The sequence below is a fragment of the Acinetobacter sp. ANC 4169 genome (assembly GCF_002135355.1).
GTDB lineage: Bacteria > Pseudomonadota > Gammaproteobacteria > Pseudomonadales > Moraxellaceae > Acinetobacter.
The window spans coordinates 13172-27100 of record NZ_NEGE01000020.1 but is presented as its reverse complement, the minus strand read 5'-3'; the positions used below and the strand labels follow the sequence as shown (position 1 = coordinate 27100).

General features: G+C 42.4%; 17 protein-coding genes. 12 read left to right on the top strand and 5 right to left on the bottom strand.

Going from position 1 to position 13929, the window contains the following annotated elements; translation table 11 throughout:
- Positions 1-3: 3 nt before the first annotated feature.
- Both znuC and B9T26_RS14285 read right to left on the bottom strand, forming a co-directional pair.
- Positions 4-795, bottom strand: coding sequence for a zinc ABC transporter ATP-binding protein ZnuC (gene znuC, locus B9T26_RS14290; RefSeq protein ID WP_086200326.1), 792 nt, complete (start codon positions 793-795; stop codon positions 4-6).
- Complete coding sequence (locus tag B9T26_RS14285; RefSeq protein ID WP_086200325.1) at positions 768-1265, bottom strand: transcriptional repressor; 498 nt, start codon at positions 1263-1265, stop codon at positions 768-770. The genes znuC and B9T26_RS14285 overlap by 28 nt, the downstream gene beginning before the upstream one ends.
- A 142-nt stretch (positions 1266-1407) precedes the next feature.
- Here B9T26_RS14285 and B9T26_RS14280 point away from each other — a divergent pair, with 142 nt between their 5' ends.
- From B9T26_RS14280 to B9T26_RS14230, 11 genes are all read left to right on the top strand, one after another.
- The gene (locus B9T26_RS14280) at positions 1408-2247 is read left to right on the top strand and encodes a metal ABC transporter solute-binding protein, Zn/Mn family (protein WP_086200324.1); all 840 of its coding nucleotides are present in this window, start codon (positions 1408-1410) and stop codon (positions 2245-2247) included.
- A gap of 171 nt (positions 2248-2418) precedes the next feature.
- Positions 2419-2811, top strand: coding sequence for an ATP synthase subunit I (locus B9T26_RS14275; protein WP_086176477.1), 393 nt, complete (start codon positions 2419-2421; stop codon positions 2809-2811).
- Between the two features lie 111 nt (positions 2812-2922).
- Positions 2923-3798 (top strand): F0F1 ATP synthase subunit A, encoded by an 876-nt coding sequence (gene atpB, locus B9T26_RS14270; RefSeq protein WP_086176476.1) that lies wholly within the window; start codon positions 2923-2925, stop codon positions 3796-3798.
- Between the two features lie 82 nt (positions 3799-3880).
- Positions 3881-4126 (top strand): F0F1 ATP synthase subunit C, encoded by a 246-nt coding sequence (atpE, locus tag B9T26_RS14265; RefSeq protein WP_000424060.1) that lies wholly within the window; start codon positions 3881-3883, stop codon positions 4124-4126.
- A gap of 38 nt (positions 4127-4164) precedes the next feature.
- The gene (locus B9T26_RS14260) at positions 4165-4635 is read left to right on the top strand and encodes a F0F1 ATP synthase subunit B (RefSeq protein WP_086200323.1); all 471 of its coding nucleotides are present in this window, start codon (positions 4165-4167) and stop codon (positions 4633-4635) included.
- 12 nt (positions 4636-4647) lie between these two features.
- Entirely contained in the window at positions 4648-5184 is a 537-nt protein-coding gene (locus B9T26_RS14255; protein WP_086200322.1) for a F0F1 ATP synthase subunit delta, read from the top strand.
- Between the two features lie 63 nt (positions 5185-5247).
- Positions 5248-6792: a F0F1 ATP synthase subunit alpha gene (gene atpA / locus B9T26_RS14250; protein WP_086200321.1), complete on the top strand. Its 1545-nt coding sequence runs from the start codon at positions 5248-5250 to the stop codon at positions 6790-6792.
- An 88-nt stretch (positions 6793-6880) separates the two neighbouring features.
- Positions 6881-7750 (top strand): F0F1 ATP synthase subunit gamma, encoded by an 870-nt coding sequence (atpG, locus tag B9T26_RS14245; RefSeq protein WP_086200320.1) that lies wholly within the window; start codon positions 6881-6883, stop codon positions 7748-7750.
- A gap of 29 nt (positions 7751-7779) precedes the next feature.
- The gene (gene atpD / locus B9T26_RS14240) at positions 7780-9174 is read left to right on the top strand and encodes a F0F1 ATP synthase subunit beta (protein WP_086176471.1); all 1395 of its coding nucleotides are present in this window, start codon (positions 7780-7782) and stop codon (positions 9172-9174) included.
- A gap of 26 nt (positions 9175-9200) precedes the next feature.
- Positions 9201-9620: a F0F1 ATP synthase subunit epsilon gene (locus B9T26_RS14235; protein WP_086200319.1), complete on the top strand. Its 420-nt coding sequence runs from the start codon at positions 9201-9203 to the stop codon at positions 9618-9620.
- Between the two features lie 213 nt (positions 9621-9833).
- On the top strand, positions 9834-10745 hold the full coding sequence (locus tag B9T26_RS14230; protein WP_086200318.1) for an Abi family protein: 912 nt from the start codon (positions 9834-9836) through the stop codon (positions 10743-10745).
- Between the two features lie 101 nt (positions 10746-10846).
- On the opposite strand, the gene B9T26_RS14225 is transcribed toward B9T26_RS14230, so the two are convergent.
- Positions 10847-11791 (bottom strand): hypothetical protein, encoded by a 945-nt coding sequence (locus tag B9T26_RS14225; protein WP_086200317.1) that lies wholly within the window; start codon positions 11789-11791, stop codon positions 10847-10849.
- A gap of 287 nt (positions 11792-12078) precedes the next feature.
- On the opposite strand from B9T26_RS14225, the gene B9T26_RS14220 reads away from it, so the two are divergent.
- Positions 12079-12384 (top strand): hypothetical protein, encoded by a 306-nt coding sequence (locus tag B9T26_RS14220; protein ID WP_086200316.1) that lies wholly within the window; start codon positions 12079-12081, stop codon positions 12382-12384.
- A gap of 5 nt (positions 12385-12389) precedes the next feature.
- Here B9T26_RS14220 and B9T26_RS14215 read toward each other — a convergent pair whose 3' ends face one another.
- Complete coding sequence (locus tag B9T26_RS14215; RefSeq protein WP_086200315.1) at positions 12390-12833, bottom strand: AAA family ATPase; 444 nt, start codon at positions 12831-12833, stop codon at positions 12390-12392.
- A gap of 36 nt (positions 12834-12869) precedes the next feature.
- Complete coding sequence (locus tag B9T26_RS14210) at positions 12870-13874, bottom strand: pirin family protein (RefSeq protein WP_086200314.1); 1005 nt, start codon at positions 13872-13874, stop codon at positions 12870-12872.
- Between the last annotated feature and the right edge of the window lie 55 nt (positions 13875-13929).

The following is a 13929-nucleotide window of genomic DNA, read 5'->3' as shown; positions in this document are numbered from 1 at the left end:
GGCTTAAGCTTCCGGTTCAGGGTGAATATGTGGACGAGCATCGTGCTGACACGGAGCCGCACTATCACCATGTGCGCAATGGTCATGATGATGTTGATAAAACACGCGGTTGGTGCCAAAAATGGCCTGATATTCCGGATGCTGCTGCACGCTTTCCGGCAAGCCGCTACAGCAGATGTGCTTGTTCAGACACACCACGCGATGGGTGCCTTGCATGACCCATTGCAAGTCATGCGATACCATCAACACGGCACAGCCATACTTGATCGGCAAGCTTCTGACATATTCATACAATTCTGCTTCAGACTGAATGTCCAAGCCTTGCATCGGTTCATCCAGTACCAGTACATCGGGCTGGCGCAGTAAAGCGCGTGCCAATAACACCCGTTGTCGTTCACCGCCTGAAAGCTGCTGAACTTTACAATCCTGTAATTTGGTAATACCGGTATCACGAATAATTTCTGCTTTGATATCCGCATCGCAGTGTTCTAAGGCCAATAAATCCTGCACCCGTAAAGGTAGGCTATGCGATGGATTAAACTTTTGCGGTACATAAGAGAATTTGAGTTTTTTATGGCTATGAATTTTACCTGAATTGGCTTTCACAATTCCCAAAAGCACTTTAATCAGGGTAGATTTGCCCGCACCGTTCGGACCGATCAGCGTGACAATTTCTCGCTCATGCAAGGCGAAATCTACATTCTTTAAGATGTCACGTTCGTCAATCCGAACACTGATTTTGTCTAAAGCAATCAGAGGATTGGTAGTTACTGTTTGTTGCGGCACTGCTGACATATCCCAGAAATTTCAATGATACTGTGATGTGCAGTAAATTGATCGGAGGCTGAAAGTTCATCTAATTGTGTTAATAAACCCTGAGCCGAGGCTTCTTTTACTTTCTTGCAAGCCGTACAGATTAAAAATGCCGCTTGATGTCCTTCGCGCGGATGACAACAGGGTATATAGGCATTAATCGAAGTTAAACGATGGATTAAACCTTTTTCCAGTAAAAAGTCCAAAGTACGATACACCGTTGGCGGTGCAGCAGGACGGTCAGACTCGCTCTTGATTTTGGCCAGCAAGTCATAGGCGCCCATGGGGCCAGTGGCATTTAAAATCAGTTCCAGCACTTCTTTACGTAATGGGGTTAAACGTGCACCTGCAGAGGTACAGAGACTTTCTGCTTCAGCAAGACGTGTTGCTATATTATGATGGTCATGTACGCCATGTAATGCATTGTGATGTTCGTGCGAACATAAGCTCATAGCAAAACCTCAAGTACGAAATTTATAAAAATCAAAGGACATTAAATCTTAACATGAAGCACCTACAGTTTCGATCAGGCATAGGTATTTTTGTCGATTTGTTATATTATAACACTTATTGAGTATTTGGTGATTTTCTTCTATGTCCCGTTTCTTTGCATTTTGTGCGCTAGCCTTATTCAGTAGCTTTGGCTGGACACAAAGTCTGGTGGTTTCTACGCATCCAATTTATCTGATTGCTCAGGAAGTGACTCAGGGCGTGGAGAAGCCTGTGCTTTTGTTGGGAGATCAGTCTGGACATGACATTACCCTGACTCCAGCGCATCGCAAAGCCATTCTGGATGCCTCTTTGGTGATCTGGCTAGGTAAGGCACATGAAGCCCCATTGAATAAACTGTTGTCCGATACTCCCAAAGCGATTGCGATTTTAGATTCTGGTATTGTGCAAACGCTGCCTCAGCGTACTACCCGTGGTGTGGCGTTGAACAATACGGTAGATACCCACGTTTGGCTCGATCCCAACAATGCGGTGCGCATCGGCTTTTTTATAGCAGCACTGCGTTCTCAACAATTCCCTGAACATAAAGACGCTTACTGGGCCAATGCCAAACGCTTTGCACAAGAGATGTTGCTCAGCGCACAACAATACAATAGCCAGGCTACAGCCAAACCTTACTGGTCATATCATGATGCGTATCAGTATCTGGAACGTGCTTTAAACCTGAAGTTTGCCGGTGCATTGACTGATGATCCCCATGTGGCACCTACACTGGCCCAAATTAAATACTTAAATGACAGCCGTCCAGCGCGCAATATGTGCCTTTTGGCAGAAGGTCATGCCAGCAAAAACCAGTACCAAAAATTGAATCCGGTTACCTTTCAGGCGGTCGATGAAAGCATGGGCAGGGAAGGGGACTTTGTGCTGGCGTGGAAGAAACTGGCCGATCAAAGCTATAAATGTGTACAAAACGCACGAAAATGATGCAAAAATTAAGCAACAATTGATGAGTTCAAAAGCGATTTATGCAATGAAAAAAATCCGACTTAGGTCGGGAAAAGATTGCATGTTCAGGGGTGTAACTCTATAATGCCTGCGATTAAAAACGATCATCAGCTAAATTTGTCAAGCATGAATGCTGTGAGTGAATAAATAATGAGCCGAACTAGTCGCATGATTGATCGACGATTAGCGAAAGCTTTAGTCATTTTACAAGCATGCATGATTCCTGTTTCAGCCTTGATTGCGTGGGTCGTGAAAGACTCAACTGCAGCCTACAGTGCCGCACTTGGTGCGTTGGTGTGTTGGCTTGCAAGTTGTTATTTTTCTTGGCAATCGTTTCGAGCAGCAGGTGCGCGAGCTTCAAAACAGGTTCTGTCGAACATGTATAGAGGCTTAATGGGCAAATTTGCAATTGTGATTGTTGGTTTCATTTTAATTTTAAGCAATGTCAAACCGTTGTCAGCGGTGGCATTGTTTTGTGGATTTATACTTGTTCAGACGATGACGTGGGTCGCACCTTTTTGGGCGTCACGACTCCAGAAATGAGTTTAAACACAACAAAAAATTGAAAAGTTTTTTAGGAGAAGAACGAGATATCAGGCAGCACGCGATGTTCGTTCTCTCTATTTAGTATTTGACATTGACCAGGTGTGATTTATGGCTGCTGAAGAACATGCCCTTACTTCGACCGAGTACATCAAGCATCACTTGACCAATTTAACCTATGGCAAAATGCCTGATGGTTCTTGGAAATTGGCTGAGACTGCTGATGAAGCTCAACAGATGGGGTTCACTGCTATTCACTTGGATTCAATGGGTTGGTCTATCACTCTCGGTGTGGTTTTCTGTTTGTTGTTCTGGTTAGTAGCGAAAGCTGCAAATGCTGGTGTTCCTACCAAGTTCCAGTCTGCAATCGAAATGATCATCGAGTTTGTTGACTCAAGTGTCCGCGACACTTTCCATGGCAAATCACGCTTAATTGCGCCTTTAGCCCTCACAATTTTTGTGTGGATTTTCCTCATGAACGCGATGGATTTACTTCCGGTAGATTTCATCCCGCATCTTGCAGGAATTATTGGTTCAAACGTATTTGGTATGGACCCGCACCACGTTTACTTCAAGATCGTTCCATCTACTGACCCTAACGTTACCCTTGGTATGTCATTGTCTGTATTTGTACTTATCTTGTTCTATAGCATTCGTGAAAAGGGCATCGGCGGTTTCGTCGGCGAGTTAGCACTCAACCCATTTAACCCAAGTAACCCAGTTGCAAAAGCGTTGCTCATTCCAGTGAACTTGATTCTGGAACTCGTAACATTCCTTGCACGTCCAGTTTCATTGGCTCTACGACTTTTCGGTAACATGTATGCAGGTGAGTTAATCTTCATCCTGATCGCGTTATTACCGTTCTGGATCCAGTGGGCGTTGTCTGTGCCTTGGGCGATCTTCCACATTCTTGTTATTACGTTACAAGCATTCATTTTCATGATGCTGACTATCGTATACTTGAGTATGGCTAGCGAAAAACATTAATGGTATTGCCTGACTATCAACCGATGGTTGGGCTTAATTTTTTACTTTAATTTGGTATATACCTAACCTCTGAGGAATTATCATGGAACTCACTTTAGGTCTAGTTGCAATTGCATCTGCTATCTTGATCGCTTTTGGTGCTTTAGGTACTGCGATTGGTTTTGGTCTTTTAGGCGGCCGTTTCCTTGAAGCTGTAGCTCGTCAACCAGAATTGGCTCCACAACTTCAAACTCGTATGTTCTTAATCGCGGGTCTTCTTGATGCTGTGCCTATGATCGGTGTTGGTATTGGCTTGTTCTTCATCTTCGCTAATCCATTTGTAGGTTAATCAGCTTAATTCCTAAATTAAACCATTGAGGAATAGCAATGAATATCAACCTCACATTGATTGGCCAAGCGATTGCATTTGCGATTTTCGTCGCATTCTGCATGAAGTTTGTATGGCCACCACTAATCAATGCGATTAGTGAGCGTCAGCGTAAAATCGCTGATGGCTTAAACGCTGCTGAAAAAGCGAAAGCTGACCTTGCCGATGCGCAAGCTCAAGTGAAAGCTGAATTAGATGCAGCTAAAGCACAAGCGGCTCAATTGATCGAACAAGCGAACCGTCGCGGTGCGCAACTGGTAGAAGAAGCGCGTACTCAAGCAGCTGCTGAAGGTGAGCGTATTCGTCAACAGGCTAAAGAAGCTGTTGATACTGAAATCAATGCTGCCCGCGAAGAATTACGTCAACAAGTTGCTGCTCTTGCAGTTACTGGTGCAGAAAAAATTCTGACCCAGCAAGTTGACGCAGAAGCTCACAATGCCATGCTGACTCAGCTGGCTGCTAAACTTTAAGAGAGGCGGATTATGGCTGAACTCTTGACGTTGGCACGCCCATACGCTAAAGCAGCATTTGCTTACGCTTCTGAGCAAAATGCAACTGACTTTTGGTCAAATGCATTGAATTTGCTCAGTGCTGCGGTGCAAGACGAAGCATTTTCAGCTTACTTAAATCGCCCTGAGCTTACTCCTGCAGAGCAGGTAAGTGTTTTTGCCAAAGTTTTAGGTGAAGATCAAACCGCAGCAGTGTCAAACTTTTTGACATTGCTTGCTGAAAATGACCGTTTGACTCTTCTTCCTGAAATTGAAGCTGAATACGAACAGCTCAAATCACAGAATAACAACACTGTGGATGTAGTGATTGAATCTGCATTCCCATTGTCTTCTACACAAGAACAAGTACTTGCAGATGCGTTGAAAAAACGCTTTAACGCTGCGGTAAATGTTTCTGTAGAAGTTAAACCAGAACTAATTGCTGGTGTAGTTATTCGTGCAGGCGACCAAGTGATAGATGATTCTGCGCTTAACAAGCTTGAAAAAATGCGGACTCGTCTTCTTGCGTAATTATTGATAAAAAATTACTGCGTAAAAGAAGACTGAACTTTAAAAAGATTGAGGTATAGCGCAATGCAACAACTGAATCCATCCGAGATCAGTGCGCTCATTAAACAGCGTATCGGCGATCTGGACACCAGCGCGACCGCTAAGAACGAAGGGACCATTGTTATGGTTTCCGACGGTATTGTGCGTATTCACGGCCTTGCTGATGCAATGTACGGTGAAATGATCGAATTCGACGGCGGCTTATTTGGTATGGCACTGAACCTAGAACAGGATTCAGTGGGCGTCGTTGTTTTAGGTAACTACTTAAGCCTTCAAGAAGGTCAAAAAGCTCGTTGCACAGGTCGTGTATTAGAAGTTCCGGTTGGTCCAGAACTTTTAGGCCGTGTAGTAGATGCTTTGGGTAACCCGATTGATGGTAAAGGCCCTATTGATGCAAAATTAACTGATGCTGTTGAAAAAGTAGCACCAGGCGTAATTTGGCGTCAATCAGTGGATCAACCTGTACAAACTGGTTATAAATCAGTAGATACAATGATCCCAGTAGGCCGTGGTCAACGTGAGTTGATCATTGGTGACCGTCAAACTGGTAAAACAGCAATGGCGATCGATGCGATCATCGCTCAGAAAAACTCTGGCATTAAATGTGTATACGTAGCAATTGGTCAAAAACAATCGACTATCGCTAACGTAGTACGCAAGCTGGAAGAAACTGGCGCTATGGCGTATACAACTGTTGTAGCAGCAGCTGCAGCTGATCCAGCAGCAATGCTGTATCTAGCTCCGTACTCTGGCTGTACAATGGGTGAATACTTCCGTGACCGTGGTGAAGACGCGCTTATCATTTATGATGACTTGTCTAAACAAGCTGTTGCGTATCGTCAAATTTCATTGCTTTTACGCCGTCCACCAGGTCGTGAAGCGTATCCAGGTGACGTATTCTATCTTCATAGTCGTCTACTTGAACGTGCTTCTCGTGTATCTGCTGACTACGTTGAGAAATTCACTAACGGTGAAGTTAAAGGCCAAACTGGTTCATTAACTGCATTGCCGATTATTGAAACTCAAGCGGGTGACGTATCTGCATTCGTACCAACGAACGTAATTTCGATTACTGATGGTCAGATCTTCCTTGAAACATCATTATTCAACGCGGGTATTCGTCCTGCTGTGAACGCGGGTATCTCTGTATCTCGTGTTGGTGGTTCTGCTCAAACTAAGATCATCAAAAAATTGTCTGGTGGTATCCGTACCGCTTTGGCTCAATATCGTGAACTTGCAGCGTTCGCTCAGTTTGCTTCTGACCTTGACGAAGCAACTCGTAAGCAACTTGAACACGGTCAACGCGTAACTGAGTTAATGAAGCAAAAACAATATGCTCCATATTCAATCGCTGACCAAGCTGTTTCAATTTACGCATCTAACGAAGGCTACATGGCTGACGTAGAAGTGAAGAAAATCGTTGCATTTGATGCCGCGTTAGTTTCTTACTTCCGTTCAGAACAAGCTGCGTTAATGCAAAAAATTGACGAGACTGGTGCTTGGGATAAAGATATCGAAGCAGCATTCAAAGCAGGTATTGAAAGCTTTAAAGCGACTCAAACTTACTAAGTTTCAACTTTGTTGAATTTAGTGTTGGTTTGGTTCACGGATCAACCTTCGGAAGCTCGAAAGAGCTTTCGAATACTAGGTTAAGCGTATGGCAAATTTAAAAGAAATTCGCGCCAAAGTAGCTAGTATCAAGAGCACGCAAAAGATTACTCGCGCGATGCAAATGGTAGCAGCTTCTAAGATGCGTCGTGCGCAAGAGCGCATGGCTCAAGGCCGTCCGTATGCCGAAAATATGCACCGTGTAATTGCTCATTTGGTACAAGCGAACCCTGAATACAAACACCGTTATATGGTTGAACGTCCTGTTAAGCGCGTTGGCTATATCATTGTGTCTTCAGATCGTGGCCTTGCTGGTGGTTTGAACATTAACCTGTTCAAGAAAGTGGTAAAACACGTTCAACAGCAACAAGAGCAGTCAATTGAAGTTCAATTTGCTTTAATTGGTCAAAAAGCGGTTTCGTTTTTTAAAAACTACGGCGGTAAAGTGCTGGGTGCGACTACAAGTGTAGGTGATGCGCCGAGTCTTGAACAGTTAACTGGTTCTGTACAGGTGATGTTGGATGCTTATGATAAAGGCGAGTTAGATCGTATTTATCTAGTGTCAAACGGCTTTGTTAACGCCATGACTCAAAATCAAAAGATCGAACAACTTGTTCCTTTAGCAGCTGCTGAAGAAAACGATGGTCTAAACCGTCAATACGGTTGGGACTACATCTATGAGCCAGAAGCTGAAGAGCTGTTAAATGGCTTATTGGTTCGTTACATCGAGTCTATGGTTTATCAAGGCGTGATTGAAAACATCGCGTGTGAGCAGTCTGCTCGTATGGTTGCAATGAAAGCTGCAACTGACAACGCAGGCGACCTCATCAAGAGCCTACAACTTATTTATAACAAGCTGCGTCAAGCCGCGATTACTCAGGAAATTTCTGAGATCGTTGGTGGTGCCGCTGCCGTTTAACATTATTAGTTTGAATTGAGGAGACAGCAATGAGTAGCGGTCGTATCATTCAGATCATCGGCGCGGTTATCGACGTCGAGTTTGAACGTAATAGCGTTCCTAAGATCTATGACGCTCTCCAAGTTGACGGTACTGAAACTACTTTAGAAGTTCAGCAACAACTTGGTGATGGTGTAGTTCGTACCATCGCAATGGGTTCTACTGAAGGCCTTAAACGTGGTCTTAACGTAACTAACACTGGCGCACCTATCTCTGTACCTGTAGGTACAGCATGTTTAGGTCGTATCATGGACGTTCTTGGTCGCCCTATCGACGAAGCTGGTCCAGTTGCGACTGAAGCGCGTTTGCCGATTCACCGTCAAGCACCTTCTTATGCTGAACAAGCAGCTTCTACTGACCTTTTAGAAACTGGTATTAAAGTAATTGACTTACTTTGCCCGTTTGCTAAAGGTGGTAAAGTTGGTCTGTTCGGTGGTGCCGGTGTTGGTAAAACTGTAAACATGATGGAATTGATCAACAACATCGCTAAAGCTCACTCAGGTTTATCTGTGTTTGCTGGTGTTGGTGAACGTACTCGTGAAGGTAATGACTTCTATCACGAGATGAAAGATTCTAACGTTCTTGACAAAGTAGCAATGGTCTACGGTCAGATGAATGAGCCACCGGGTAACCGTTTACGCGTAGCGTTAACTGGTTTGACCATGGCTGAATACTTCCGTGACGAAAAAGATGAAAACGGTAAAGGCCGTGACGTATTGTTGTTCGTAGACAACATTTACCGTTACACATTGGCTGGTACCGAAGTATCTGCACTTCTAGGTCGTATGCCATCTGCAGTAGGTTACCAACCGACTCTTGCAGAAGAGATGGGTGTTCTTCAAGAACGTATTACATCTACTAAGTCTGGTTCTATTACGTCAATCCAAGCGGTATACGTACCTGCCGATGACTTAACAGATCCATCGCCTGCTACTACCTTCGCTCACTTGGACGCGACTGTTGTATTGAGCCGTGACATCGCATCTTCTGGTATTTACCCAGCGATCGATCCACTTGACTCTACTTCACGTCAGCTAGATCCTCTTGTAGTTGGTACTGAGCATTACGAAATTGCTCGTTCAGTTCAAAACGTTCTTCAACGTTACAAAGAATTGAAAGACATTATCGCGATTCTTGGTATGGACGAATTGGCAGAAGAAGACAAACTTACTGTATACCGTGCACGTAAGATCCAACGTTTCTTCTCTCAACCGTTCCACGTAGCTGAAGTGTTTACTGGTGCTCCTGGTAAACTTGTACCGCTTAAAGAAACAATTCGTGGCTTTAAAGGTCTTCTAGCTGGTGAATACGACCACATTCCAGAACAAGCGTTCTACATGGTTGGTGGTATTGACGAAGTTATTGCTAAAGCTGAGAAACTTTAATTAGTTACCTAATTTAGGAGATTCTCATGTCAACTATGCAATGTGACGTTGTAAGTGTTAAAGAGTCTTTGTACTCAGGCACTGTAACTATGCTAATTGCTAAAGGTGCTGGCGGTGAGTTGGGTATTATGCCTGGCCATGCTCCGCTAGTAACTTTGCTCAAGCCGGGCGCAATCCGCGTTCTGCTTGAAAACGGTACAGAAGAATTAATCTATGTATCTGGTGGTGTTTTAGAAGTTCAACCGCATGTTGTTACGGTTCTTGCAGATACTGCAGTCCGTGCAGAAAACTTGGATGAAGCTGCAATTGTTGAAGCACGTAAAAATGCTGAACAATTGTTAGCAAATCAAAAGAGCGACTTGGACTCTGCTGCTGCTTTGGCTGCTCTTGCAGAAACTGCTGCACAGTTGGAAACGATCCGCAAAATCAAAAACCGCGCTCAATAAGAGACGGTTCGAGATTGAAAAACCACCCGAAAGGGTGGTTTTTTTTATGTATAATCAATTTTTAATCAAAAAAAGGTTCTAGATATAAATACCTAGAACCTTTTTGAATACTTTAGCTTGATGTATAACGCCTAGCACCACCGATTGTGGGAGAAGAACTTTATACTAGCTGTTAGATACATATTAATGAATGCATAGGGTTTTGTCAAATATATGGATTTTTCTAAAGTACACGAATTAATTTCTAATCCTCGATTAGTTACTTATAGTAGATCATTAGGAATTGAGTCTGAAGATCTTTTAGCCGCTTATGCTTGGCATTTAAATGTTGTTTCTAACTTTTATCCATTAGTTCAACTTATTGAAGTGGCATTACGTAATGCCATTAATAATCAAGGGTTACAGGCTTACTCAGCAACGCCATGGTTTGATGCATTACCCTCAAAACCTGAACTAGATCAGGATGGTAATCTCAAAGATACGGAGATGGTTGGAAAATTTAAAGAGAATGTAAAATCAGCAAAGAAGAAAGCAAAAAAGATCTTAAAGGATAAAGGATTAGATGTAGAGCCAAATATAGATCAAATTATAGCTCAAACGGATTTTTCTACTTGGGAATATATACTTGACAAAGGGTTTTATGATGGTGGTAATAAGAGTTTTTTATGGCCAAGTAGATTTTATAAAGTTTTTACTAAACCTCCTAGGTATGAAGGTACTAATCCAATGTTTCATCAGAGGGATATAATTCGTAGAAGGATAGAAGAAGTTCGAAATTTCAGAAATCGTCTCTCGCATAACGAGCCTATATGGAGAGCATCTGAAGTAAATTGTTCTGAAGAAGTTTTTGGATACTTAGAAGAAAAATATAAAAATATTATGGAATTAGCTTACTGGATTTCTCCTCAACTGAAGTTATTTATTGTAAAGATGGGTTTTGATTCCCGTATAAAATTATGTTTGACCAATCATGAATTAAGAAGATTTTTAGCTAAAATAGAAATCTTTCAAATTCGTAAAATTGAAGATTTTGCTGGGCTAGTCCAAGATATGCATACTACCAACAGAGTGGTCTCATTCAAGTATGAAGAGTCAGCAGGTTTAATCTTGCCTTCTCATGTTTAAATGATTAAATCGGGGGAATAATTGAAAATTCTCCATTCCTTAAAATATTCACTTTAAACATCTCATCAAAACTGTTTGACCTATTTTCTTAAATCAAAAGTCTAGTTTTTGTTATCTTTGAAGAAAGCCTGTCTGAGTTGACCCAATAACAGATCACTCACCTTGTCATCTTGTAGCTTAATCAGTTGCTTTAATTTTTCAGCTTTGGGTGCATCTTCCGGAACGATAGTTTCTTCTCCAGATTGGTCAGCATATGAAATAGGTCGAGGATTTGCTGTGACCAAATTGGATGAAGCGGGATATTCAACATGCCAAAGCTGAGTTGAAAGCGCCATAATGTATTTATATTCATCTGTATTTGGATAGAAACTTTTATACAGTTGTAAATCTTGAAACGCTTCTGAACGGCTACGTGGTGCAGTTGAGGAAGGACTTTGCCATTCGACAATGATGGGATGAATTTCATGTTGCATCAAATGGTAGTCAAGCCAGTCACCAAGCAGGCTGTGGTCAATATCTGCAACATAATCGCTGTCTTGCTGGATCAACTGTTGAAGTCGTTGCAATACGCTCATTTCTTTTTGTTGAAGCACATAACGTGCTTCAGTATCAAGTTGTTCCAACTCTGTAATAGGAAGCTCTAGAAAGCGTTGTTGCTGTTCAAAAGCATCCACAATATTGCTTTGATGGACACTATTCCATTGCTGCAAAGCATGAATTTCAAGTTGCTGAATTTCTTTAAATGCCTTGCTTCGATAGTGACTAAGCTTAAGACGTTGGATATTTTGCTGGTTGAATTCAATTCGTTGCTTGATGTATTCAACATAAGGGCCTGCCGGTTTTTGGCTAACCGGTTGAATGACATCAACCAATAACAATTGCTGCTGTTGACGGTATTTGAGCCAGTCTTGAATCAGTTGAACATCTTTTATTTGTTGAGAAAAAAATTGATTTAAGCGGGGTGTAGTTTTTTCAGGCATGATGAAATGGAATACGCCATATGCCAGGGTTACTAAACAGACCACCACTAGAACAATTTTTTTCATTATATAAAATGTTTTCTTTCTATTTATTATTTGTACATCCTATCGTAAAAATGAGAACTGGTTAATGTTTTTCTATAAAAATATTAAATATTTTATGAAAATGGAAAACTCACTATTAATTAGAATGTTTAGCTTAAAAATCTAATGAAAGTTTTGCTTAAACAAGGTTTCTTTTTCTCAATGCTTTTGGATGTTTGAAAATGGGTGGTCAACAATATCTAAAGTTGCATATATTTTATCCGGACATTTTCTTAATCTAAAGCAAATCATTTGCTGGCTTAGAATTTATGAACCTGATTGCCTATGAACCGCACTTTTGGGAACTCTATCGCGACGACACTCATTATTACTTAAGTATTGCTGTGGATATGAGTTCAGTCGTGTCCTGCTGGGACTTGAGAATAAGCCAAGACGAAATCCAAGGCTACGAACACCGCGGCCATGCCAGCATTCAGGAATTGGCAAAATCTCTGGTGGCTTCGGTCTATAAAGGCGATTTTTCACAAATGGAGCGCCGGGCAGTGAAACCCTATGAGCGCCAAGCCATGCAGGCAGCATTTAAAACGTGGCAGAATAGTCAAAAAGCAGACTAAGCGATTTATTCGGAAAGGGGGAGCATGGAAAACTCACCATTGCCGATAATTCTTATCTTAAAAATTTCGTCAAAACCTTCATTCAAATTGGGTACTTCAAGCTTTTTATGGGTGGCACGTACACCCACTTCAGGAATATTGGCTTTACCTACCCGGAGGCTATTCCGTTCTAAGGTGCTGTGCAAGTCCGTCTCAAAATAATAGCAAATCACTTCAAAGCCAGCAGCTTTGGCGCGTTGAATATATCGGGCACGATCATCTTGAGTCGGGTTGGTGTTATCAATCACCATCTTGGTTTTAGAGGCGAGGCCTGCTTCAAAAATCATATTTTCCCGATGCCGGGTTTTCAGCATATCCAGATTAATGCGCAAATGACTATGGTGCAGATTCAGCAGGTAAAAGCTGGATTTACCTGAAGCCTGAATGCCTGTAAAAATAATCAGTTGCATGATAGGTGCTACATCTTGAAGTCAGGTTTTATTAAATCATAAATCGTCCGTTTCAGGATATTCTTCTCGCTTGCCGCCTTCATAACTGGCAAAGCGAGGTTGTGTCCGTTTAAACACTGGGGCAGCACTATCCCAAGGCCAGCTACCAAAATGGGTTTCCCGATAGCGCTTGAAGGCATCATCTAGTTCCTGTTGTGTGTTGAGGACAAAAGGCCCACGCATAGCAACAGGTTTAGCAATTGGTTCACCTTCCAGCCATAAAATCCGTGCTTCCAGTCCACCTGCTTTTAACTGGATTGCCTGATCCGGTTTGAGCTCAACCAGATGTTTAAATTGAATTTCCTGATCTTCAATCCACAATTTATTACCCTGATAAAAATAGGCAAACCGGGTCGCAGTCGCAGAGCTTGCAGGAATAGTGAGTTCTGCGTGTGGCTCTAACGTAATCAAATAAATATTCACCTTATTTTCACTGGCTGCGGCCCAGGAATGTGGCGGGCGAGCAATCGCATCGGTTGATTTAAAACTGCCTGAAATGACCCGAATATCTGATTTATGACCTGCCAGATCGCTTTCAATCACATGGGGGATATGTTCACGCCACATCATTTTATAGTTGGCATCTTGCTGTTTTTGTTCAGGGGAGGAATTAAACCAGATCTGAAACAGCTCAAAAGGATTCTCTTGATTTTCATGCAATAAAGGAAACATTTCACAGTGTTCAATACCATTCCCGGTACTGAGCCATTGCACATCACCGGCCGCATAACGTCCAGCATTTCCCTGCGAGTCGAAATGATCGACATAGCCTTGCTCGACCAGAGTAATAGTTTCAAAACCGGTATGCGGATGTTCCGGAAAACCGGGCACGACATCGCCATAGTACATATTGAATTCTTTATTTTTTGCCGCAGTTTGTGGCCCCATCTCGGCATTCGCTGCTGGAAAATGATCAATATGATGGGCAGTAAAGATAAACGGATCTTTCAGGTCAAGACGGAATTCAACCGGAACAATCGAGAGTATGGGCAAGTCATTCATGCGCGATATCCTGAAATCAAGTTTTTTGTTTTTATGAACAATAGATGAATAAGCA